The organism is Aliikangiella sp. G2MR2-5, assembly GCF_015687155.1.
In the GTDB taxonomy this organism is placed as follows: Bacteria; Pseudomonadota; Gammaproteobacteria; order Enterobacterales; family Kangiellaceae; genus Aliikangiella.
In genome coordinates this window covers 663,057-686,310 of record NZ_JADPQF010000002.1, presented here as the reverse complement: position 1 = coordinate 686,310, position 23,254 = coordinate 663,057, and the positions used below count along the sequence as shown (strand labels likewise).

The window sequence follows — 23,254 nt, the reverse complement described above, 5'->3', positions numbered from 1 at the left end:
CCGCAAGAAATAGATACTAAAAAATTATTCGGAACTTTATATGACGCTCACTTCGGCTTCACTCAAAAACCCCACTGCAGTTATCGTAGCGATTTTACTGGCAGGTTTGTTCGGCGTTATCAGTTTATTTAAACTCCCTGTTCAACTAACTCCAGATGTTAGCCAACCGATGATCCAGATTGCGACCAGCTGGCGCGGCGCTGCTCCTGAAGAAATGGAGTCAGAAATTATCGAGCGTCAGGAAGATGTTCTCAAAGGGCTTCAAGGACTAGTTTCGTTAGAATCAACTTCGAGTCAGGCGAACGGGCAAATTACCTTGCGCTATAAAACAGGAGTTAATCTGGAACGCGCATTAATCGATGTAATGAATGCACTTAATCAGGTTCCCAGCTACCCTGCTGATGCGAGTGAGCCGGTAATTGCGGTTGGTGGTGCCAGTGTTTTTAACGCAATCGCGTGGTTTGCATTAAAGCCCGCGGAAGGGAATGAAAGAGATATTGCCAGTTATCAGGATTTTGTAGAAGAAGCAGTGCAAACTAGGCTTGAACGGGTAGAAGGTATTTCTCAAACCAATGCCTTTGGTGGTTTGCAATCTGAATTGCGGATTACTTTCAATCCATATAAAGCCGCTGCGCTGGGCTTAAATATTCCTGCACTTGCTGCAACATTGAGCAATAACACAGACTCTTCCGGTGGTTTTAATGAAGTTGGACGACGCAAATATACCTTGCGTTTTTCCGGAAAGTACGGCGTTGAAGAGTTACAGCAAATGGTGCTCGATTGGAGAGATGGCCAGCCAGTGTTGTTGCGAGATGTAGCGATAGTGGAGCTACGTCACCAGGATAGAACCGGGATTTTAACGCTGGATGGCGAGCCTGCCATCGCAATGAATGCCCAGGCTGAACAGGGTGTTAATGTGGTAGAGGTTATGCAAAACCTTAAAGCGGCGGTTGAAGAATTAAATGCTGGCGTACTCAAACGAGAGAAATTGCGTTTATTTCAGATGTATGATCAATCGATTTATATTGATCGTTCCATGAGCTTGGTAAAAAATAATTTGATGCTCGGGATATTTTTGGCGATTGCTGTTCTTTGGTGGTTCTTGAGAAAGTTCCGTGCAACTTTAATTGTCGCAGTAGCCATTCCTATTTCAATAATTGTCACTCTAATCGTGATGTATGCCAGCGGTCGTACGCTCAATATTATTTCCATGGCGGGACTAGCGTTTGCGGTGGGAATGGTTCTCGATGCTGCTATCGTCGTGCTGGAAAATATCGTTCGATTACGAGAAAACGGTGAAACACCACACGATGCATCCTTTAAAGGTGCAGCACAGGTTTGGGGGGCATTGCTTGCCTCAACGGCTACTACCGTGGCGATTTTTTTGCCCATCGCCTTTCTGGAAGAAGTTTCAGGTCAGCTTTTTGCAGATTTGGCAATCACCATTGCCGTCGCCATTATTGCCTCTCTTTTGATCGCGGTAACTGTTTTACCGACGGCAGCACGAAAATTACTGACGAAAGTAAACGAAGAAGATCCACATGAACATTGGTGGCAAGGGATCACTGACGGCATAATGAAAATTACTTCGACGCCCGCCAAGCGTTATAGCTGGGTTCTCGGGCTAATGGCGGCATCATTTATTGGGAGTTGGTTACTATTTCCCAAAGTAGATTACCTGCCCAAAGGTAATCAAAATCAATTTCGAGCTTTTATAATGCCTCCGCCGGGACAAAGCTATCTCGCAGCACGTTTTGAAATGAGTGATGAAATCAATCGGCGTCTTATGCCTTATTTACAAGGCGAAAAAGAACCTAAAATTCGTCATACCTGGATGGGCTTTTTTGGTAACTTTGGTTTTATGGGGGGCAGAGCAGAGGATCCGAATGATATTCAAAAGGTGGTTGGCATAGTTAATAGTGATTTACTGCGCGGATTTCCTGATACCATGGCTTTTGCATCGCAAGCTCAACTATTTGAAAACCTCGGAGGAGGACGACGAATAGATGTAGATATTCAGGGCAATCAGGTTGAGGAAATTCTACAGGCCGCACGTGTTGGTTACGGGTTGATCAGTCAGGCTTTACCTGGAGCCAGTATTCAACCGACCCCTGGATTAACGCTAGCTGAGCCTGAGCTAAGAATGGTTCCCAACGAAAGACGAGTCGCTGAGGCTGGCTGGACACGACAACAGGTCGCAGCTTTATCAAGAGCATTGGGTACCGGTCTGTATGTTGGTGAATTCTTTAATGGTCAAAAGCGATTGAATGTTTTTCTTCGTTCTACAGACTGGGAATCGCCAGAGGAATTGGCTGCTATTCCTCTTTTTACTCCGCAAGCTGGCGTGCAACCGGTAGGAGAGCTGGTAGACATAGTGCGCACGGCCGGTCCAAGTTCAATTCGCCGGGTGGATCGCAAACGAACCATAACTTTGCAGGTGACACCTCCTGATAATCTTAGTCTTGAAGAAGCCATTGAGTTGATTCAGGAAAAAGCTGAGCCGGCCATTCTATCGAGTCTGACTGACAATGGAAGCATTGCCTATCGCGGCAGTGCTGAAGCATTAACTCAAGCGTTGGCTAATATGAGCCAGAGTTTTATTCTTGCGTTGGCTATTCTTTACTTGTTGATGTCCGCGCTATTTCGATCTTTCAAAGATAGCTTGCTTGTGGTTTTAACTATCCCTCTGGCGACCATCGGCGGATTTGGTATGCTGGGAATTACCAATGAAATTATTTTTCAACCACTCGATCTTCTGACGATGATCGGTTTTATTATTTTGTTGGGATTGGTCGTTAATAATGCCATCCTGCTGGTTTACCAAACACGTATTGGTGAAAGTGAAGGCTTATCCCGTCGTGAAGCCGTTCGACAGGCCGTACGTTTGAGGCTGCGGCCTATTTTAATGAGTACACTGACAAGTATCTGTGGCATGTTGCCTTTGTTATTAGTTCCTGGAGCGGGAGCAGAGCTTTATCGAGGTATCGCGGCGGTCATTGTTGGCGGTATGAGTGTTAGTACTATTTTTACATTAATCTTTTTACCGAGCCTTCTTCAGTTTGGCAAGACCAATGAAAATCAGATTATGTCAGATAAAACCTTGTTGACGAAAAACAGATAAAAGTTGAAAACAAACAAAAGATAACAAGACAAAAATATTTGGGAATAGAAATGAAAAAACGTTTTACCTGTATTGCTTCTCTATTGCTAGCAACTTCTCTGGTTAGTGCCGAACCCGTGGATGGTCGTTATATTCGAATTCTGGACGCATTTGATTCGGGAACTTCGATTCAACTTTCAGATAACAACTTTAAAGATTTAATCACTGATAACCTTGTTCGCCAAGTTAATCTGGCGCTTGAACAGCGATCTGATGTTGAAATATTTAATCAGAAAAAAGAATGGATTGATCTTGATGAAGTCGAATCTTCATCACAATCTCGACTGGTCCGCTTTGGTATGTCAACCTCAAAATTTGCTAAAGGAACGTTAATAATTGAAGGCGCTAACAACTCTTCTCTTTACTTAAATGGTACTCAAATCAAGGGCAATAATAAGTTCAAGCTGGAATTAGTTAATGGCGATTACCGAGTATTACTTTTAGTCGAAGGTGTTAAGGACTGGAAGCAATTTAAAGTCGACTGGAATCCTGATAATAAAGATTCAAAACTGATTTTTAATCGAGATAGTGAGAAAACTCGAGTATCAATGCAACAGTTTTTTGATGCAGAATCGGTTATGGCGTTAAATCTTTCTCCTGATGGCAAAAGAGTTTTATGGAGCAAGGCAAAATACTCGGAAGAAACAAAAGATAAGCGAGAGGTTGTTTCTGAAATATATGATCTGGATAAGCGGCAATTAGTCTATCGCTGGCAAGGTAGCGTTCCCAGTTCTGCCAGGTGGTCTCCCGATGGTCAATTTTTGGCATTTGTGGATAAGGATGCTATTTATAGCCTTTCAGTTGAAACATTGTTACTGAAAGAAATTGCGACCGGACTAAAAGATATTCGGGCTGTGGAGTGGAATGATAACAAGTCGTTGCTTCTTTCCTGGCAAAAACCAGAAAAGAAACCACATGAATTTACCAAGCGCTATCGAGCGCTTGAGGATCGTTGGAGTTACTGGCGCGGCAACAGCCAGATCTACTTGATGGACGTCGAATCAGGATATGTCAAGCAAGTGACTAATAATCGTTTGTCTACCGCTTTACTTGATCATGAGCAGGAGAAGGGCAAATTATTAGTTTCGCGTGAACCTGTTGACTATAAGAAAGCACCTCATCAGTTGACACAGTTGTTAGAGCTCGATATTGAAACTGGAAAGGAGAGTCAACTGGGTGAGTTTCGAACGTTTAATAACGCTCGGTACCATTCTATGGGAATAATCTTTTCTGCCGGACCAGACCTGTTAGCCAACGAAAGTAATGGCTTGGGCTCTGCCCTGGAAAATGGCAAAACTGCTAACAACTACGACGGGCAGTTATATCTAAGAAATTCGAAAGGAGAAATAGAAGCTCTGTCCAAAAATTTTGACCCTTCTATCGGACAGTTTGAAGTTCTTAAAAATGGTGATTTGCTGCTGCTTGCAGGTGTGCAAGATAAAAAGCAGCTTTATCTTTATAGTTTTAGCTCGAAGAAATTTAAAAAAATTAAGACGCAAGTCGAAGTGGTGGAGAGTTTTAGTGTTTCCAATGAGTCGCGTGCAACAATTGTCTATAAGGGAAGTAGTGCGACTGCACCACAAAAAATGATGCTATATCGAGTGGGTAAGTCAAAGCAACGTACTCTATTTGACTCAGCTAAAACTGAGTTTGCAAATAACAAATTTCCGCATCTAAAAGATTGGGATTATACGACAAAATCCGGCAATAAAATTGACGGTCGTATATATCTACCCACTACCTTTGAGGAAAACAAGAAATACCCCGCAATCGTGTATTATTACGGAGGTACATCGCCTGTGTCTCGATCTTTTACCGGGCGCTGGCCTTTTAGTCTTTGGGCTAACCATGGGTATGTGGTTTATGTATTACAGCCATCAGGCACGACCGGTTATGGACAGGATTTTTCTGCCAAACATGTTAATGCCTGGGGAAAGCAAACAGCCAACGATATTATCGAATCTACAAATGCGTTTTTGGCCGCGCACCAATTTGTCGATGAAAAGCGTGTCGGTAATATGGGAGCTTCCTACGGTGGATTTATGACTATGTATCTAGCGACTAAAACCGATATTTTTTCAGCTTCTATTTCTCATGCTGGCATTAGTAACCTGACTTCATATTGGGGATATGGATGGTGGGGTTACGCATACTCAGGCGTTGCGAGCAAAAATAGTTTTCCGTGGAATAACGCTGAGCTTTATACCGAGCAAAGCCCGGTTTTTAATGCGGATAAAGTAACAACACCTTTGTTGTTGTTACACGGTGATGCTGATACTAATGTTCCAGTAGGCGAGAGTCACCAGATGTATACAGCGCTTAAGCTTTTGGAGAAAGATGTAGAGCTTATTGAGTTTCAGGGGGATGATCACCATATTAACAAGCGCTCACATCGCATTCGTTGGTGGAAATCAATATTGGCCTATTTTGATTTTAAGCTAAAGCAGGAACCTGACTGGTGGTACTCGCTCTATCCTGAAAAGTAAGGCTGAAAATTTTGCAAAAGAGGAAGCTGTTAGCTTCCTTTTTTTATGAGAACACAATATGAATTTTATAAGTTTACAATAAATTAACAAAGCGCTTGCCTGTTTATCGATAGTATAGAGTGATTCACTCGTTCAGTTTAATAAAGGATATCGATAGTGACGAACTTCAATTCTGAAATTTCCCATTTTTACCTAAAAATTCTAAAGTCATCAAGGTTATTTTTTATTCTCTCCTGTTTGAGTTTTTCTATAAAAGCATCGCCACAATTAAAAGGAAGTCCTGAAGATTTAAAAAGTTTTCTTCATCCGCTTAAGAATACTGTGACCATCAGTGATACAGTGGTAGAAAAAGCTTTTACGGACAAAGCGATAGTTAGCTTGATTGTTACTACGGAAGGTAAAACCATGACATCTGCACTACAAGAAAACCGGAAAATTAGAGATGTAATATATAAAGCGCTTCACGCAGCGGGGGTGAGTGCTAGCAATATCAATAATGCAAGATTTTCTTCTTCTCCTCAATACGGTTGGTTTGGTGACGCCCCCAATAGTTTTGAGGTTTCTAATCGAGTACAAATTAACATATTTAACGAAAATCAGTTACAAGCTCTCGCAAAGCTTGCTGACAGCAGTGATGATGTGTTCTTTGCAGGTGCTGAATTTAAGCATACAGAAAGAGAGCAATTTCAAAGGATTATTAAACAGAAAGTTTTGCGTAGAATTAGCGAGCAAAAAAAAGACTATCAGGATATTCTGGGTATCAAGTTAAAAGCAATAGGTTTTCACGCTCCGAATATCCAGTATGGTGCGTCCTTTGGCGCGAAAGAGTACCGCCAGAAGAAGAGTACGATCGGCTCTCGGACACTCAAAGAAAGTCAATATGAAATTGAAATCTCTGATAGCCACTCAGAAAAAACCTTATCTACCGGATTCGATGAAGTCGAATATCGAATGAATATTTCCGTGATCTATGAGGTACTAGACCAATAAGGTTTGCTAAGTTTTTTAAAGTGCAGAAAGTAAAGTACTTCACGGAGTTTTTATATGTTGAACAAATATTCAAAAAGTCTATCTATATTGATATTCACTATTTTATCGGGTTGCGACTTAGTCAACAGCGATGTAGAAACTATAGAGAAAAGTAGGAATCATCTTTCCAGGCCAGAAAAATCGAATGATGGTTGGAATATTGGGACACTGGAGGGTGCTGGTGTTAATAGACAGCTTATGGTGGACCTGGTACATGATGTGAACAATGGAAAGTTTTCGGGAATTAGCAGTATTCTATTAGTTAAGGACGGCCAGCTTATAGTCGAAGAGTATTTTGGTGAAGCCAAAATGAATAAACTTCACACAATGCGTTCCGCTTCTAAAGCGGTTACTTCTGCTCTTGTAGGAATTGCTATTGAACAGGGCTATATTGAGTCAGAGGAAGCAAAGGTGTTGCCTTATTTTCCTGAATATGAAGGTTTGATTAAAAACTGGGATGAGCGCAAGCGCAGAATCAAATTAAAACATATTCTTTCAATGACTTCCGGAATAAAAGGAAATGAAGATGCCATGTATCCGACAAATGACTGGATCAAATTTTACTTTGACCAACCCGTCTCTTCTACTCCTGGAAAAGAGTTTTCCTACGCTACTAGTGGCGTAGTTGTTCTGGGAAGTGTGATAACTCGAACTTCAGGTCTACGCATCCCGGAATTTACCAATAAATACCTGTTTGAACCTTTAGGCATTCATGAGTATCGTTGGCCGATTACAAATTCATTAGGAAATCAAGGATTGGCAATGACTGGAGGAGGCTTAAAATTGAAGTCAAGAGACATGGCGAAGTTTGGTCAACTCTATTTGAATAACGGAATCTGGGAAGGACAACGGATTATTTCGCGCGATTGGGTCGAAAAGTCGACGACCAAGCAAGCTACCAGTGATTATCAAGATGAGGATTTTGGTTATCTCTGGAGAATGATTGATCGGAATATTAAAGGAACAAGTGTTCACTCCTTTGAAGCATGGGGAAATGGCGGACAATTTATAATGGTTTTTCCAGAGCTGAAATTGGTTGCTGTTTTTACTGGAGAAAATTACGGAAAATTTCCAGAGATGGAACAGCCGTTTAAGATGATTGATCGGTATATCTTACCGGCAATTATCCAAGAGAACTGACGCTCGTTCTTACAACATTCGAATTAAGTTTCTATTTTCAGTGACTCTACTGATCTCCACGGTTATTAAGCGTACAGTGCCAAAAGATTACGGGGTAGTAGTGATTTTTACAATGCCAGACATTATAAAGTAGCCAAAATTAATTGTTTTGACTCAATTGATTTTTTTTTAATATCAATACACAGCTATTGCGAAAGTTATGCTAATTGATAGTGCAGCTTCTTTAGTGTTGTTTTCTAAAATTGAAATAATACTGCTTTATTAGCGTTAGGCTATTGTATAATCAAGTGTGTTGAGAGAAATTCTTTGATTTGGGGTGATGTTATTAAGAGCAAGTCTAAAAAAGTAATCTTTGATGTGTACAATTTGATATTAGGAATAATTTTTATTCCTTCATTTTTTTTGGTTTCAATTATTACGTTATTCGCAGATATTCAGTTTGCTATTAAAATTAGTTTCGCTCTTACGATGTTTAGTCTTGGTTTGTATGGTTTTTTGAATTGCATATTCTTACTCGAAGTTCGCAAAAGTTATCCAAAGCTATATGAAAAGCATGGCTCTCCACAGCTGGTGTTTATTAGTAGTAGCGGTGCAAAAACTATGTTTGGACCAGGATTGATAGCGAAAGAAATAGTTAACGCTCCTAAAAGTTACCACAAAAGCCTTGTCTCTAAGGCTAGGATGAGAAGAATTTCAGCAATATTCTTATACACTAGCGCCGCCTCCTTAATTGCTTTGGCTTTTTATTACTAATAATATAAGTATGTAATTAGATAGCAAAAATCAAAGGGCCAGAGCAATTGATTTCAAGGTCCGTTTTAAGATATCAGGAGACTCGTACTAAGTTAATCCGATATGTCTTAGCATCGATGTTGGTTACCGTGTCAATAATAATCAGAACGAATAAAAAATAAGAAAAGCGAGAGTCAATTTCATTAGGAACCGCAACATGCTATTTAAGCAATAAGTGTCAGTTGATATTAATTGAGCTTTAAGAAGATAGCATTTTCTTCAAATCTGCCATTCTGTTTTTACCTTTTTCTCTTTTTTCATCATCCGATATGTTTAGTCTGTCAAGTTCCCAGTCCAGATCTTCCTGTGGCATTTCTTCAAGAAAGCGGCTGGGAACAGAATTGACCATTTCACCGTAACGCGCCCGTTTTTCAGCAACCATGATGGTTAGTGTTTCTTTGGCTCGGGTGACTCCTACATACGCGAGTCTTCGTTCTTCCTCGACGTTATCTTCTTCTATGGATGATTTATGGGGTAACAGTTCTTCTTCCACGCCGAGTAGATAAACATGGGGAAATTCCAGTCCTTTTGAAGCATGAAGTGTCATTAATTGAACTTCGTTTGTATCTTCATCTTCTTCACTATTTCTGTCGAGCATTTCTCTCAGACATATTTTTGAAACAGTACGAGCAAAAGGATCATCTGCATCGGCATTATCTTCTAATCCTTTTTCTATCCAGCTTAACAGTTCAGTTACATTGGACCAGCGAAACTCAGCCATTTTCGGTGAGCTGGAGGTTTCAAATAGATAACCGTGGTAGCCAACATAAGCCATCAACTCATTTAAAACTTCCATCGAATTACCTCGACGAATATTATCGCTCGCCCGGGACATTATTTCGCCAAATTTCCTGACTGCAGTGAGTCCTCGACCAGATAGGTGTTCTTCTAATCCTATCTCAAATATTGCCTCAAACATCCCGATTTTTCTTTCATTTGCATAAGTACCTAATGCTTCCAAAGTCGCTGCACCAATTTCTCTTCGTGGTACGTTTGCTATTCGGATAAACGCATTGTCATCATCCGGGTTAACAAGTAAGCGCAGGTAAGCAAGCACATCTTTAATTTCTGCTCGGGCAAAAAAAGATGTATTTCCGCTAATTTTATAAGGGACCTGCTTGTTAACTAAAGCACGTTCCAACAGCCGTGATTGGTGATTACCGCGGTATAAAATTGCAAAGTCCTGAAACTTCAAATTGTGTTTTATTTTTCTCGCTAGAATTTCTGCAACCACTCTTTCCGCTTCATGGTTATCTTCTTTTACAGAAAGAATTCGGATAGGCTCTCCATAGTCTTTATCAGACCAGAGACTCTTTTCAAACAAGTGTGGATTGTTAGCGATCAGCACATTTGCTGATTTTAGAATTCGTCCACAGGAGCGGTAATTCTGTTCCAGCTTAACGACTTTCAGATTGGGAAAATCGTGCTGCAGCATCTCCAGATTTTTCGGCTGCGCACCACGCCAGGAATAGATAGATTGGTCGTCATCGCCAACTACCGTGAAGCTACCAAGCTTTCCTGTGAGCAACTTGACCAGTTCATACTGACTGGTATTGGTATCTTGATACTCATCCACAAGTAAATAGCGTATTTTATTATGCCAGCGGACTCTGACGTCTTCGTTATGTTTGAGTAATAGCGTTGGTACCAGTATCAGGTCATCAAAATCAACCGCGTTATATGCTTTCAGACTTCTTGTGTAGGATTCATAAAGTTTTGCGGCCAGAAGCTCATCATTATCCTTCGCTTTTGCAATCGCATCCTGGGGTAGCATTAAGTCATTCTTCCACGAAGATATCTTTCGTAGAACTTCCAGCAACTCATTTTTATCGGCGTCGACACCTTTTTTGCAGAGTTCTCGCATAAGGGCGAGTGAATCCTGATCATCAAAGATGGTGAAGTTTTGTTTGATTCCCAGTACTTTGTGTTCACGACGTATTATGTTTAAACCAAGATTATGGAAGGTCGAAACGATCAGTCCCTTGGCAGCAGTTTCCCCCAGCATTTTGGTGACTCGAGCTTTCATTTCTTTGGCTGCTTTATTGGTGAAGGTTACCGCAGCAATTTGATCCGCACGATATCCGCACCTGATTATCAGATGCGCAATTTTTTGGGTAATTACCGCCGTTTTTCCACTACCAGCGCCGGCCAGTACCAGCAAAGGTGAAGTCGTTTGCTTTACTGCTAATTCTTGCTGTGGGTTGAGTTGAATACTTGCCAATGGCTACTACTGCTAATATTTATTATCGTGATGGTTGGAAAATTGCAATTGCTACAAAATTTGAGTTGTGTATCTTGCAAGCTGGCGCTTATTTTAGGGGATACTGAGAGCAAGATAAAATGAAAAAGCGACTATCAGGTCGCTTTTTCATTAAGATGATATATCGTAACCAATTAATTGCTTGAAAATTAATTAGTTAGATTAAATTTCTTTCCACTGGCCGTGTCTGATAAACATATCTGCATCGAGCTCGACTCCGGCGAAGCGTACGCTTAGCTTGTCCTGCTCTTGAGCTGACTGTTTGAAGACTCTAACATTCATCCATGGGAAAAACTGATTTGGACGATATTGGTAGTGACCAGGGTGAATAGCTTTTACGGTATTGTTCACTGTAATTCCCTCTTTTCCTTGTGCTCAAACTGCTAACCCGCCAATTCTCTATGGCAATCCCACCTTAGAAGGGTTCCTGTTTGATTCTATATTGAGAAAACATCTCAATAGGTTAATAATTATACACCAAAATCTCGAGTCTGGTATAAGTTTGATGTTATTAAAATTGGGTAATATTATTCATTTTTATTACGCCACCTGAAGTAACATTCTTTCTAACCGCCTGTAGTTTAACGCTTCACCCAGATGTTTCTGAGTTACTTTGAACGACTCTTCCAGATCTGCAATGGTTCTAGATACTCGAAGGATGCGGTGATAAGCCCGGGCTGAAAATTTTAGCCTCTCCAGTACTGCCAAAATAAAATCCTCGGCTCCGGAATCAAAGTTGACGACCTGCTCTAGCTCTCTGGGGTTCAGCAAGGCGTTGGATTTCCCTCTGTCTCTCACCTGGCGTTGCATTGCTGCGATAACTCGCTGGCGAACTATTTCCGATGGTTCAGATTGTGTATCCGGAATGGCTTTTAACTCTTCCTGTGACATGGCTGGGACATCAACATGCATGTCGATACGGTCGATAAATGGACCGGATAGCTTAAGCAGGTAACGTCTGATTTTGTCGCTTGTGCAGCGGCAGACCCCTTTGGGATTACCGAAATGACCACATGGGCAGGGATTCATTGCTGCAAGAAACTGGAACTTGGCCGGATATTCCGCCTGGCGTGTCGCTCTTGAAATTGTGACAGTTCCGGACTCCAGAGGCTCGCGTAGAACTTCAAGTACACGTCGGTCAAACTCTGGGAGTTCGTCCAGAAAAAGCACGCCATGGTGTGCTAGTGATATTTCACCCGGCTTGGGATTACTGCCTCCGCCGACTAGTGCAGCGGCAGATGCAGTATGATGTGGCGAACGAAATGGTCGGCGTTTCCAGTGGTTGGTATCTAGCCCCTGATGACTTACCGAAGTGATTGCAGCTGATTCGATAGCTTCTGATTCACTCATTTCGGGTAAAATTCCAGCCAGGCGAGTTGCCAGCATCGTTTTCCCTGTCCCGGGTGGGCCGATAAACAAAAGGTTGTGACGGCCAGCGGCGGCAACTTCCAGAGCTCTTTTGGCTGCATACTGGCCTTTGACTTCCAATAGGTCGGGTTGAGGGATAAATTTTGTGTCGACTGGTTTTATTTCTGGTTCCAGCTCGAGCTTTCTCTGGCCCTGTAGAAATGCACAGACTTCCAGTAAATGTTTTCCACCCAGCGCTTGAGTTTCACCGACCAGGCGCGCTTCGCTCAAATTTTCAGTTGGCACTATGAGCTTTCGTCCCTCTCTTTTCGCCGCCAATGAAGCAGGTAATATCCCGTTAACACTTCGCAACTCCCCTGAAAGAGCAAGCTCACCCATAAATTCGTATTGATGAATAGTATTTACATTGATTTGTCCAGACGCGACTAAAATCCCCAACGCTATTGGCAGGTCATAGCGACCGCCGTCTTTTGGCAAATCGGCCGGGGCAAGGTTGATGGTGATACGTCTGGCGGGAAATTCGAAGTTGGCATTGATAAGAGCGCTTCTTACGCGGTCTTTACTTTCTTTGACTGCGGCTTCAGGTAAACCAACAATATTCAGGCTGGGCAGTCCATTCGACAAGTGAGTTTCCACTGTTACCAATGGTGCTTCAATGCCTACTCCGGCTCGGGTATATATGATTGAAAGAGACATACATCAATCCTTGATGAGATGAAAATTCCTTTTATTGTCGACTTGTATATTTAATACAAAATATTGATTTGAAAATAGAGGTGATCTGACAAATAAGTTGTGCGATATTGACTACTTGCAACGTGCGTCAATTGTTAGCTGGAATTTATCGCAGTGAGTAGTATAACTTGAACCCAGTTGAGTATCACAATATCCAATGTCCTTATTGTTGGGAGAGCTTGGAGATATCTATTGATATTTCCAATTTTGGAGTTGAAGAGGCGGCATCTTCGATAAATTTCATAGAAGATTGTCAGATCTGTTGTCAACCGATTGCTATCGATGTTTCAATAGGTTTTGATGAGAAGTTGATTTTACAGGCGAGAAAGGAAAATTTATGACTTCAAGTGATCCTGAATTGAAGACTTATCATGGGAGTTGTCACTGTGGCTCGGTCCAGTTTTCTGTCGAGTTACCTGATGCTGTGGAAGTTGAAGATTGTAACTGTTCTATATGCAGCAAAGCTGGTTTTCTACACCTGATAGTACCCCTGACACGCTTTCACTTGTTATCCGGCCAGGATAACTTGAGTACCTATACATTTAATACTGGTATCGCCAGGCATACGTTTTGTAAAACTTGCGGAGTTAAGCCGTTTTATACGCCTCGCTCTAATCCCGATGGGATTGATATTAATTTTCGGTGCCTGGATCAAAAGCCGGGAGAAGTTTCGATTGTCGCATTTGATGGTCAGAACTGGGAAGACAATGCTGCAACTCTGGCACATAAAAGTATCGAACAGTAGCAGGCTACTGGTCACGACTTTTCTGTAAAATATCTTTAAATATTTGTATGCCTTTACTGCGTGCTAATTCTATATTTCTTTCGGGAATTGTTTCTGGCGAAGGGTATTTCTCAAGAACTTTTTCAAGGCTAGCTTCTCTGATGATATGAATCATTGGATAAGGTGAACGATTTGTGAAATTTGAGACATCTTCCTGGGTAACATCTTCAAAGCAGTAATCTGGATGGAATGACGCTAGCTGGTAAATTCCTTCATAGTTTTGTTCCGCCAATAGCTCATTGGCCAGCTCTACAAAATCCAGATAATCAAAAAAGCTTTCCAGGCCTTGCGGGAAAATAATTATCGAAGTTTCGATCGCCGGGCATTTGTCGAGTCGTGTAAACTCATGAACTAATGAGTGTAATTGCTCTTCAGGGAGGATCTCATTGACGACTTCATAATGAATCGAATCTCGATCAAATTCGCGTTTGGCGAAAGGACAGAAATTAAATCCTATTATGGTATTCAGAATCCAGAACTTCACCGAACTGATAATTTTCTGATTCATTAGCTCTTGGTCAAATACCATGTTTATTCCTTTGAAATTAGTGATTATTGGTGTTCAGGTTTTAATGACATTCCAATATATTTTGGAAGAGAGCGAATTCTTTCAATCCAGGCATTGATTCCCGAGTAGGGGGTCAGATCAAATCCACCTTCATGCGCAACATGAGTATAGGCATACAAAGATATATCTGCAGTGGTTAGTTGATCGCTCACAAGATAATCACTTTTTTGAAGTTGTTTATCCATTATCGACAATGCTTTGTGGCCACCTGCTTGCTTACTCTCATATTCGGCTTTTCTTTCGGCAGGTAAACCCTGATATTTATTGATAAAGCGTGCAACAGCTATAAAAGGTTCGTGACTGTACTGTTCGAAAAATTGCCACTCGAGCACTTTAGCTTTCAAAAACTGATCTTGTGGTATTAGAGCAGAGCCATCAGCCAGATAGTTAATGATCGCGTTTGACTCTGAAAGGAGGCGGCCATCTTCGAGCTCTAGCAGAGGTATCTTTGCGTTCGGATTTTTTTGTTGGAATTTTGCTGTTTGGGCTTCTCCTGCCATGATATCGACATTGACCCAATGAACAGGTATATCGAGCAGGTTCGCGATCAGGTAGGTTTTATAACAATTCCCGGAGATAATATCGCCGTATAACGTGATCATGGACAGGTCTCATCATTCGTTACTGGTAGAGAGCTGCAAGTTTATGCGACTTTACTTCAAGTTGCTATCCTGAATTTGCTTAAAGGGATTGTTGTTTCGAGAAGTAAGCCAGAGATCGAGTAGATAAAATCCTGAAAAACCTGATGCAAGTGCGGCAAACCACCTAAGATCGATTAACGCCAAACCTGACAGTGCGCCTAAAAACGCACCCAGCAACTCAATAAAAACAAGCTGATCGGCGATCATATTGTGAAAGATAGACTCCATTTTAGCAGGAGAAAATCCTGAAGCTTTCTCTTCGATGACTTCTTTCAAATCAATATCTTCTATGATGGCTGAAAGTTTGCGGTAAAGTGAGGCGGCAAACTCAGGTGATGAGGCTTTACTTTTTATTACCGGCAATAGTTGGTTTATGACCCGATCAACAGCATCAGCTAGCAGTACTTTGTTGTCGTCTTTTTGCAGGTAGCTAATAAGTAACTCGGGAGTAACAAGTTTTTTCAGCTTTCCTTTTATCAAATCGCCAAAAAGTTGCTTAACATCCAGCGGACTTTCAGCTGTATCTGTATTTCGGTCAATCCCTGTTTTTTCACTGTTAACAAGTCCTCGTCTTTTGTACTCTTTTACAAGAGATTCCAGTCCTTCAAACAGGGTGTGTCTGAATTCAGTACTGGCGATCAGGCGAAAAAGATAGTTCTTTATGTCTTCTTCGCTAAAGTTAGCCGACCACCTGGCTGCTTTGGCGACACTTCTTCTAAGCGTATCCTGCTTCTCGATATGCTGGTCGATTGCGTTGACTAATCTGGAAGCGATCAGTGGGACATTACCGGCTATTGTGTTGATAACCGGTTCGATCACAAAGGTCATTTTCTCTGGTTGAGTTTCAAATTGTTGCTCAATCCACTCGAACCCTTGTTCGAGAAAAGATTCAGGATCGAATTCTTCGAGTGCTTGCTGAACAAAGTTACTTTGCAGTCTGTTGATAAACCTGGCCACGGAATCTCTATTCTGCCGCAAGGCTTCAGTCATCATTTCTAATAGAAGGAGGCGGTTAGATTGGACAGCAAGCCACTTTTTGATAAAGCTGTCAGTAGAGTCGATTAATTGCGGCAGTAAATTGGCCTTATGCAAATACTCTTCCCAGTGCTCGCTAGCAAGAAAGTGATCGCTCAAAGTTGCTGACAATGAAGCTGCCAGTTTCTTCTGGTTCCTGGGAATCAGCCCCTGGCGTCCGAGTGCCGATTTATCATAGGGTCGAAAGAGCATTTTTATCGCAATAAAATTGGTAAAATAACCAATGTTGGCGGTCAGGCAGACGGTAAAGAAGGCTTCACCGATCATGCGTTGCTCTGGAGGGAGCATAAGTTTGGCGGCGATCGCAACCGCGAGAAAAAGTGGAAGTCCTAAAAGGCAGAAGTTTCTAAGAAAATGTAGTGACATAAGTACATCTTATGGTTATTTGCGCACACTTTGCTTAATGCGAGGTTTGTGTTTACTTTACAGCACTGACTCTACAGCAGCTTTAAATGCTGAGCTGATTGTTAGCTATATACAGCAAGAAATTTGCCAATAGTTAAGTTATTGAATTTATAGATATTTCAATTGGACTTGGTTGATTCATGTGATTAAACTGGCCAAAGGTTTGTCTTTTTAACATTTAATTTCTATCAGCTACAGCGATGCGGAATAGTCACTATGACAACTGAAAATATTGGTAATGATAAGAGCCTTAACTCTAGTTCGGATGATGAAGCTAAATATCAGGTCTTAATGGAAAGGGTCAGGGACGTTTTTACCCATAAAATTCCTTTTAATCAGGTTGTGGGCTTTCGTTTTAATGAGCTGAGCCGAGAGAGCTGCCGTATCAGTTTCGAGCACAAGCCGGAACTCGTCGGAAATTTTGTTCATGGTATGTTGCACGGCGGTGTGACAGCAACGGCTCTGGATGTTGTGGGTGGGGCAATGGCTGCGGCAGGTATGATGCAAAAAAATATCAATGCCAGTCAGGAAGAAATTGGAAAAAAATTGGCAAAAATAGGAACTATAGACTTGAGAGTAGATTATCTCAGGCCGGGGAAAGGAAAGTCCTTTTATGCAACAGCGAGACTTCTTAGAAGTGGAAACAAAGTTGCTGTAGTTCGAATGGAGCTTCACAACGATGATGATACCTTAATCGCGCTGGGAACCGGCACCTATATGGCGGGCTAGCAAGCCCTGTCAGCCGCTTCATGCCATAGTTAACGCTTATTGCAACCAGCGAAATAGTTCTTTACTTGAAGTTAACTTAAGGTTTTATGATGCTCGCAAGTTTAAATCTTGTGGGGAGAAAAAATATTGAAACCGTCAGTTGCTATTCTATTAGGTTCGGCAAGAAGTGAGGGGAATACAGCAAAGCTGGTATCGGCACTTACACAGAACATTGGTGCAAAAGTTTACGATCTGAGGCGTTACCAGATAAAAGCTTTCGATTATGATTTTGCGAATCAAGAAGATGACTTTCAATTACTAATGAATCAGTTACTGGAATATCCCATTATTCTTTTTGCTTCACCGGTCTATTGGTATGCTCCCAGTGCGCAGGTCAAAATATTTATCGACCGATTATCAGATTTTCTTAAGCTTGACGCTTTGAAAGATAAAGGGCGAATTTTGCGAAGTAAATATACTGGTGTAATCGCAACCAGTGCAAGTCCAGAGCTTGAGCCGAGCTTTGCTAGTATCTTTGATAATACTTTTCGTTATCTTGGAATGACTAATATTGGTAGTTTATTTCGCTACTGTGAAAATGAACCGGAGATATCTCCTAAAGAACCTGCAATAGTAGAATTTTCAGATAAAATAGAGAAAGTTGTTCAACATATATCTGGGCTGCGCTCGTCAAAAATACAAGTCGCAGAAAACACAGCAACATAGTAAAAGTGAAGAATTGATGGAAAAAGTAGCCCAACAAAACGCGACTGATTCAAGTGGCTGGTTTTTTGGCATTGGCGCATTTGTATGGTGGGGATTGGTTCCTCTATATTTCAAGGCTGTCGCCAATGTTTCAGCTGAAGAGATCCTTGCTCATCGAATAGCCTGGTGTGTACCTGTGACTCTGTTCTTTATCTGGGCGTTGAGAAAACCTTTTAAACTGTTAAATGTTTTTCGCAATAGAAAGTTATTGCTTGGACTGGCTACATCGACAGCTCTGGTTTCTTGCAACTGGTTCATTTTTACCTGGGCTGTTACCCATGAGCAAATCTTAGCAACTAGTCTGGGTTATTTTATCAATCCTATTATGTCGATAATACTGGGCGTGATCTTTTTCGCAGAAAGGCTTTCCAGGTTGCAGTGGGGAGCCGTTTTTTTTGCTTGCGTTGGAGTCGGCAATCAAATAATCAACTACGGTGAATTTCCGTGGATTGCTTTGAGTCTGGCTACCAGCTTTGCGCTTTATGGTTTTATACGCAAAAAACTTGATGTCGACTCATTGAATGGATTACTGGTAGAAACGACTCTAGCATTGCCAATTGCCCTGGGATATATATTATGGATTCTGTCTACTGAGCAGGCAGTATTTTTAAATAGTACAATCGAGACCGATCTTCTGCTTGCGCTGGGTGGAGTGATTACCGCGATCCCTTTGATAATGTTTGCCGCCGCAGCCAAGAAGATCCCACTGAACAGCGTTGGCTTTTTGCAGTTTATTGCACCTTCATTATCATTTTTACTGGCAACCCAGTATTATCAAGAACCCTTGGGAAGTGAACAGTTGTTGAGTTTTGTTTTTATCTGGTTTGGATTATTGCTATATCTTATTAAACCTTTTCGGCAGCTACTGAGCCGCAGATAACTACAATAAATTTTCCAAAATTTGACATGGCTATCTGCTCTGTGTGAAAGTTAATCAAACGCTAATAATAATTACAGGATATCGCATGAACAATAAAATTATCGGAATCATTCTGATCATCGCCGGTGTCGCTTTAATTGCCTGGGGGTATAACGTTTACGATTCTGTCGGCTCGCAATTTAGTAGAACTTTTAGCGGAGATACGCCAATTGAAGCCTGGATTGGATTAGTCGGTGGTGCTGTCTGCGTTGTTATTGGTGTTTTTAGGGTGAAATGATATGAATAAAGTAGTGCTTATCCTTATTGCGATATTTCTTCCTCCTCTAGCCGTATTCCTAAAAAAAAGTGTTGGCAAAGATCTGGTTATAAACATCTTGTTGTGCCTGCTCTTTTTTCTGCCGGGTATGATCCATGCGCTGTGGTTAGTCACCAAGTAACCATTTTTTTATTTTGTAGATGATATTTTCAGCTGTCGGTAAGAATCAACAGCTGAAAATACGGTGCTTTTAACAATGGCAGTTTGAAAGATTGCTGGCCAATGTTTTATCAATAGCAGTTTAAGGTTTTCTATCCTGACGATCATGTTTGATTTTCGCTATTTTGGCAGATTCAATATTCGCTTTGTGCTGGAGTTTGGCTCTTTCTTTTTGAGTTACAACGCCATCTGATTTTGCTTTGAGTTCCATCTTTTGTAGCTGTCTTTGCCCTTGAATCAGTTTTTTTGCTTCCTTGTTGGTTAGTTCGCCGTTTTTAACACCCTGCTTAATACGGGCTTTTTGATTATCCTGTCGATTATCAAGAACCGGTGTACCAGCCAAAATAGGTCCTGAAAATAGTGCGATAAAGGTTAATGCCGATATTTTTGTTGTCAGACTTTTCATTGTTCTCTCCACTTTCAAGTTGTTTCACTTGTTATAACGGAGTAGTGACTGATTGGTTGACCGTGTGGTAAGTAAAATGGTTGAAACTATCCGGCATGAACTGGTTTGGCTAGAAATCGCGTCCTTTTTCAAATGCTTTTTTGTCTCTAGCGGCGCGGCTAAAGTCTAGCTTTTTTTTCTTTCCACATTTGCCAATATATACCCATGGACGATACTCCGGTTCCATTCCTAAATTAATCGGTACAATAAAGCAGTGTCCGTTTCGTCGAACGACTTGAGTATCTCCGGTCGCTTTGAATTGATAGAACTCGTTGTCTTTACGAAACTGTCTGGCCTCTTCAATATCTTTCTTTCGAGTTAGTTCTTGTTCGTGTTTTTCTAAGTGGGGTTCTAAACGTGGATCAAATCTAGAGGAAGGAGAATCATTTAATTCTATCAGACCATCCCTTTCCAATTGTTGAACTTGCTCTCGAATTGAAGAAAAGGAAGGGGGAGTTGAAGGTTTTTTCGATTGCTTACTAGTGGCTCGTTCATGAGCTGGACTAGTCGTGGTTTGTTTCTCGCTTTTATCTATAGGATTATTTTTTGGTTTGGTCAAAGGTTTTATTTTTGTTCCAGTTTTCTTGATGTTTTGAGGCACTGTTATCTCTTGAGAGAGGTCTGCTTTTTCAGATTTTTCGAGCTTGACTTCTTCCGACAAGATTTCAATATTAAATGATGTCTGACCAAAAGTAAAAGGTTGAATAGAACTCTGATTTTTACGATTGCCGATAACTTGCAGAATGAGAGCATGAATTAATATTGAAGTAAAAAGTGCTATTAACAGAAATTTGTTGGCAATGAATTTTGGCTTTGCGCTTTCATCTAAAAGCTCAAAATAACTTAGTTCCATAAGTTGCAAGTTGCAAGTTGCATGTTCATTGACGGGGAGGTGTTAACTTCGACTGGAATTATTTAATTTAGTTCAGCTCAAAAGTTAATGTGTTTAGCTTTAGTAAACTTCTCAGCTTGTTATCAATTAACCTTATAGTCCTACCTTCATGCTCACAAATAGTGTCACCAGAAATATCACCAACGCATAGCCATTTAATCTCTACGACCAGTCGGGACAGACCTTTTGGAAAGTCTTCGCAGGATTTTTCATCGGATTGGTCATAAACAAAAGTAGCTTCTTCGCTAAGTCCCTTTTGATGATTTACTACTTCGAAAGAATTGAAATTTTCGACTTCCAGTTTTCCTGTAATCTTTCCGTTGATAATCAAGAGTCTCTCTTGAATCAGGCTGCCGATTTTTTTAAATTTGGGTTTTCTAACTTCTTTGCAGTCAATTGTTTCGAGTTCGATAATAATGCTTCTTGAATCACAGCATACGCAAAGGCCTCTCTCGGCAGTTGCAGGTTGAATAATAACTACAAGTGAGACAAGTAAGTAGGCGAGCTTTTGAAAAGCTCGCCGGAAGTACTCAGCAAACAGTTGGCTCTAGGAAACGATTTTCGTTCCATATTCACCTGTACCATTAGCAACGGCTTCAAATGCCCCTGCATGGCGGCCTGAAACAATAGCTATTGAGCCGACACCTTCATCGAGCAGGGTCATAGCTTCTTCCACTTTCGGGATCATTCCACCTTGAATAACACCTTCATCGATCAAAGCTTTTGCCTGCTCGCGATTTACTTCTTTAATTCGAGAGTCAGGATCATCAAGATCGCGGAATACAGCTCCCACACCGGTTGTTAGCAGCAACAAATCGGCTTTAAGCGAACGTGCGACTTGCACCACCGTGGTATCGGCGTTGATGTTGAAAATGCGACCTTCTTTAGAGACGCCCAGAGTTGCAATAACCGGAATGACGTTCAACGCCAGAAGACCTTGGAGTAGCTCTCTGTTAATCGCCTGCACATCACCCACTTCTCCAAAATCGATGGGATCTGGACCTGCGCCGGTAACGACCACTGGAGGTCGTTTAGTCGCCTCAATTAGCTGACCGGAAGCACCGTGACAGCCGAATGCTGGAAGGCCTGCTTTGATCAATTCGGAGGTTAAGTTAACGTTTACTTCGCCTGCAATAGCTTGCTTTACTACAGTCAGATCGGCTTCAGAAGTAATACGACGACCGGCGACCTTGTTTGGAGTCAGGCCATGTTTTTCCTGAAGTGTGTTGGTTTGAGGGCCGCCGCCGTGTAGCAGGACAACACTCCAGCCTTGTTCGGTCAGTGATTTGATGTTTTGTGCCAGACCCTCGCGTTCGGCCTGATCTAGTAGAACATCTCCGCCGACTTTGATGACGGCGGTTGGTTTGGATTGTGTCATGATAATTCTCCGTTCAGAAAAGCCATAGTTGTCAGAAAGACTATGCTTGTCAAAAAAGACTGCGGCTTAAGGCCACAGTCCTGGATTATCAAGACCAAAATGAGCGGGCTTACCTGTCATCAGGTTGAAGCTTTGGATTGCCTGTCCAGCACCGCCTTTAATCAGATTATCAATTGCGCTGGTCAGGCAAAGAGTACGTGTGCCTGTGTCAGGGTCGATTCGAGTATCAATACCAATTTCAACACGAGCTGTTCCCGATACAGCCGCAACTTCTGCTGGGGCTCCAGCTGGACGTACTGTTGTTAGCAGGTGATCGGCATAGTAGTCCTCGTAGATTTTCTGGATATCTGCTTGTTCCATCCCTTCCGGAAGGTCCATTTGAGATACCGCAAGAATACCACGAACCAATGGCGCAGATACCGGTACAAAATCAAGAGAAATACCCTCGGCACCCCCATGAGAAAGTGTTTGTACAATTTCTGCACGGTGCTGATGGTGCAAGGTTTTGTATGCTTTCAGATTGTTAACACGGACAGCGTGGTGAGTACCCGCTTGCGGCTTAACACCTGAGCCTGATGAGCCGGTCATAGCAACAGTACGGATATTGGTGCCTTTTAAAAGGCCTGCTTTAGCCATAGGCAATAATCCCATCGCAATACCAGTGGCAAAACAGCCCGGACTTGCAACATGCTGAGCACTTTTGATGGCTTCACTATTAAGTTCAGGCATGCCGTAAGTAAAGGTACCCAGTCTTTCTGGACACGGATGTTCGGGGGCATAATCGCGAACATAGTCTTCAAGCTTTTCCAGACGGAAGTCTCCGGATAGATCGATAATTTTTACGTCAAGATCGAATAACTCCATAGCTACCTTGGCGGTAATGATATGTGGCATTGCCAGGAAAACGATATCGGCGCCTTCGGCACATTCTTGCGGACTAATATCTTGCAATTTGACATGATCAAATCCTGGCAGATTTCTGTGAACCTGGCTAACAGACTGACCAATATAATCTTTACTGGAAATTCGAAGGAGTTCAACGTCCTCTCGCACTAATACATGACGAAGAATTTCAGCTGCGCCATAGCCGGCGCCACCAATGATGGAAACTTTGATTTTACTCATGAATGAGGTTCCTAATAAGTTGATTTATCCACTGAAGCCAAAGACCAAACGGTTTTGGTCTTCACATGAGTACCGCGTCAGAAAGTCTAGCTGACTTTTTAAGAAAAAGCCTTTTGCCATAACCTGCCGTCATTCCCGCGGCCATCATTCGCATCAACTTGGAGTGATGTGAACTTATCGGAG

At 41.8% G+C, this 23,254-nt stretch carries 23 protein-coding genes; 12 read left to right on the top strand and 11 right to left on the bottom strand.

Features of this window, described 5'->3' with window-relative positions; genetic code table 11:
• Window positions 1–40: 40 nt before the first annotated feature.
• The 5 genes from IYN84_RS10295 to IYN84_RS10275 all read left to right on the top strand — a co-directional run bounded on the left by IYN84_RS10295 (window position 41) and on the right by IYN84_RS10275 (window position 8,568).
• On the top strand, window positions 41–3,121 hold the full coding sequence (locus IYN84_RS10295; RefSeq protein ID WP_196139110.1) for an efflux RND transporter permease subunit: 3,081 nt from the start codon (window positions 41–43) through the stop codon (window positions 3,119–3,121).
• Window positions 3,122–3,171: 50 nt separating this feature from the next.
• Entirely contained in the window at window positions 3,172–5,646 is a 2,475-nt protein-coding gene (locus IYN84_RS10290) for a S9 family peptidase (RefSeq protein ID WP_196139109.1), read from the top strand.
• 156 nt (window positions 5,647–5,802) lie between these two features.
• Complete coding sequence (locus IYN84_RS10285; protein WP_196139108.1) at window positions 5,803–6,636, top strand: SIMPL domain-containing protein; 834 nt, start codon at window positions 5,803–5,805, stop codon at window positions 6,634–6,636.
• A 54-nt stretch (window positions 6,637–6,690) separates the two neighbouring features.
• Window positions 6,691–7,815, top strand: coding sequence for a serine hydrolase (locus IYN84_RS10280; protein WP_196139107.1), 1,125 nt, complete (start codon window positions 6,691–6,693; stop codon window positions 7,813–7,815).
• Window positions 7,816–8,121: 306 nt separating this feature from the next.
• Complete coding sequence (locus IYN84_RS10275) at window positions 8,122–8,568, top strand: hypothetical protein (RefSeq protein ID WP_196139106.1); 447 nt, start codon at window positions 8,122–8,124, stop codon at window positions 8,566–8,568.
• A gap of 238 nt (window positions 8,569–8,806) precedes the next feature.
• Here IYN84_RS10275 and rep read toward each other — a convergent pair whose 3' ends face one another.
• From rep to IYN84_RS10260, 3 genes are all read right to left on the bottom strand, one after another.
• Window positions 8,807–10,828, bottom strand: a complete 2,022-nt coding sequence (gene rep / locus IYN84_RS10270) for a DNA helicase Rep (protein WP_210330375.1) — start codon at window positions 10,826–10,828, stop codon at window positions 8,807–8,809.
• A gap of 201 nt (window positions 10,829–11,029) precedes the next feature.
• Complete coding sequence (locus IYN84_RS10265; RefSeq protein ID WP_196139105.1) at window positions 11,030–11,218, bottom strand: hypothetical protein; 189 nt, start codon at window positions 11,216–11,218, stop codon at window positions 11,030–11,032.
• Window positions 11,219–11,407: 189 nt separating this feature from the next.
• On the bottom strand, window positions 11,408–12,931 hold the full coding sequence (locus IYN84_RS10260; RefSeq protein WP_196139104.1) for a YifB family Mg chelatase-like AAA ATPase: 1,524 nt from the start codon (window positions 12,929–12,931) through the stop codon (window positions 11,408–11,410).
• Window positions 12,932–13,098: 167 nt separating this feature from the next.
• Between IYN84_RS10260 and IYN84_RS10255 the strand changes: the two genes are divergently transcribed.
• Window positions 13,099–13,311, top strand: coding sequence for a CPXCG motif-containing cysteine-rich protein (locus IYN84_RS10255; RefSeq protein WP_196139103.1), 213 nt, complete (start codon window positions 13,099–13,101; stop codon window positions 13,309–13,311).
• Window positions 13,308–13,715, top strand: coding sequence for a GFA family protein (locus IYN84_RS10250; RefSeq protein WP_196139102.1), 408 nt, complete (start codon window positions 13,308–13,310; stop codon window positions 13,713–13,715). Before IYN84_RS10255 ends, IYN84_RS10250 begins: the two co-directional genes overlap by 4 nt.
• 4 nt (window positions 13,716–13,719) lie before the next feature.
• Here the strand turns inward: IYN84_RS10250 and IYN84_RS10245 are convergent, their stop codons facing one another.
• Genes IYN84_RS10245 through IYN84_RS10235 form a run of 3 tightly spaced genes read right to left on the bottom strand, consistent with a single transcriptional unit; the run spans window position 13,720 to window position 16,364 of the window.
• A complete protein-coding gene (locus tag IYN84_RS10245; protein WP_210330374.1) occupies window positions 13,720–14,283 on the bottom strand; it encodes a DUF1415 domain-containing protein in 564 nt (187 codons plus the stop codon).
• A gap of 23 nt (window positions 14,284–14,306) precedes the next feature.
• Window positions 14,307–14,924: a glutathione S-transferase family protein gene (locus tag IYN84_RS10240; protein WP_210330373.1), complete on the bottom strand. Its 618-nt coding sequence runs from the start codon at window positions 14,922–14,924 to the stop codon at window positions 14,307–14,309.
• Between the two features lie 51 nt (window positions 14,925–14,975).
• A complete protein-coding gene (locus tag IYN84_RS10235; protein ID WP_196139101.1) occupies window positions 14,976–16,364 on the bottom strand; it encodes a DUF445 family protein in 1,389 nt (462 codons plus the stop codon).
• 255 nt (window positions 16,365–16,619) lie between these two features.
• Between IYN84_RS10235 and IYN84_RS10230 the strand changes: the two genes are divergently transcribed.
• From IYN84_RS10230 to IYN84_RS10210, 5 genes are all read left to right on the top strand, one after another.
• Window positions 16,620–17,132, top strand: coding sequence for a thioesterase family protein (locus tag IYN84_RS10230; protein WP_246722772.1), 513 nt, complete (start codon window positions 16,620–16,622; stop codon window positions 17,130–17,132).
• 126 nt (window positions 17,133–17,258) lie between these two features.
• The gene (locus IYN84_RS10225; RefSeq protein ID WP_196139100.1) at window positions 17,259–17,837 is read left to right on the top strand and encodes a flavodoxin family protein; all 579 of its coding nucleotides are present in this window, start codon (window positions 17,259–17,261) and stop codon (window positions 17,835–17,837) included.
• Between the two features lie 16 nt (window positions 17,838–17,853).
• Window positions 17,854–18,756, top strand: a complete 903-nt coding sequence (gene rarD / locus IYN84_RS10220; protein WP_196139099.1) for an EamA family transporter RarD — start codon at window positions 17,854–17,856, stop codon at window positions 18,754–18,756.
• A gap of 85 nt (window positions 18,757–18,841) precedes the next feature.
• Window positions 18,842–19,033 (top strand): DUF3185 family protein, encoded by a 192-nt coding sequence (locus IYN84_RS10215; protein WP_196139098.1) that lies wholly within the window; start codon window positions 18,842–18,844, stop codon window positions 19,031–19,033.
• Between the two features lies 1 nt (window position 19,034).
• Window positions 19,035–19,193 (top strand): YqaE/Pmp3 family membrane protein, encoded by a 159-nt coding sequence (locus tag IYN84_RS10210; RefSeq protein ID WP_196139097.1) that lies wholly within the window; start codon window positions 19,035–19,037, stop codon window positions 19,191–19,193.
• Window positions 19,194–19,313: 120 nt separating this feature from the next.
• Here IYN84_RS10210 and IYN84_RS10205 read toward each other — a convergent pair whose 3' ends face one another.
• The 5 genes from IYN84_RS10205 to argC form a co-directional block, all read right to left on the bottom strand.
• Window positions 19,314–19,637, bottom strand: a complete 324-nt coding sequence (locus tag IYN84_RS10205; protein WP_196139096.1) for a hypothetical protein — start codon at window positions 19,635–19,637, stop codon at window positions 19,314–19,316.
• Between the two features lie 109 nt (window positions 19,638–19,746).
• Window positions 19,747–20,529: a hypothetical protein gene (locus IYN84_RS10200; RefSeq protein WP_196139095.1), complete on the bottom strand. Its 783-nt coding sequence runs from the start codon at window positions 20,527–20,529 to the stop codon at window positions 19,747–19,749.
• Window positions 20,530–20,596: 67 nt separating this feature from the next.
• Window positions 20,597–20,899 carry a hypothetical protein gene (locus tag IYN84_RS10195; protein WP_196139094.1) on the bottom strand — a complete coding sequence of 101 codons (303 nt, stop codon included), beginning with the start codon at window positions 20,897–20,899 and terminating at the stop codon, window positions 20,597–20,599.
• A 216-nt stretch (window positions 20,900–21,115) separates the two neighbouring features.
• A complete protein-coding gene (gene argB, locus IYN84_RS10190; protein ID WP_196139093.1) occupies window positions 21,116–21,946 on the bottom strand; it encodes an acetylglutamate kinase in 831 nt (276 codons plus the stop codon).
• 66 nt (window positions 21,947–22,012) lie between these two features.
• Window positions 22,013–23,071 carry an N-acetyl-gamma-glutamyl-phosphate reductase gene (gene argC, locus IYN84_RS10185; protein WP_196139092.1) on the bottom strand — a complete coding sequence of 353 codons (1,059 nt, stop codon included), beginning with the start codon at window positions 23,069–23,071 and terminating at the stop codon, window positions 22,013–22,015.
• Window positions 23,072–23,254: the final 183 nt, after the last annotated feature.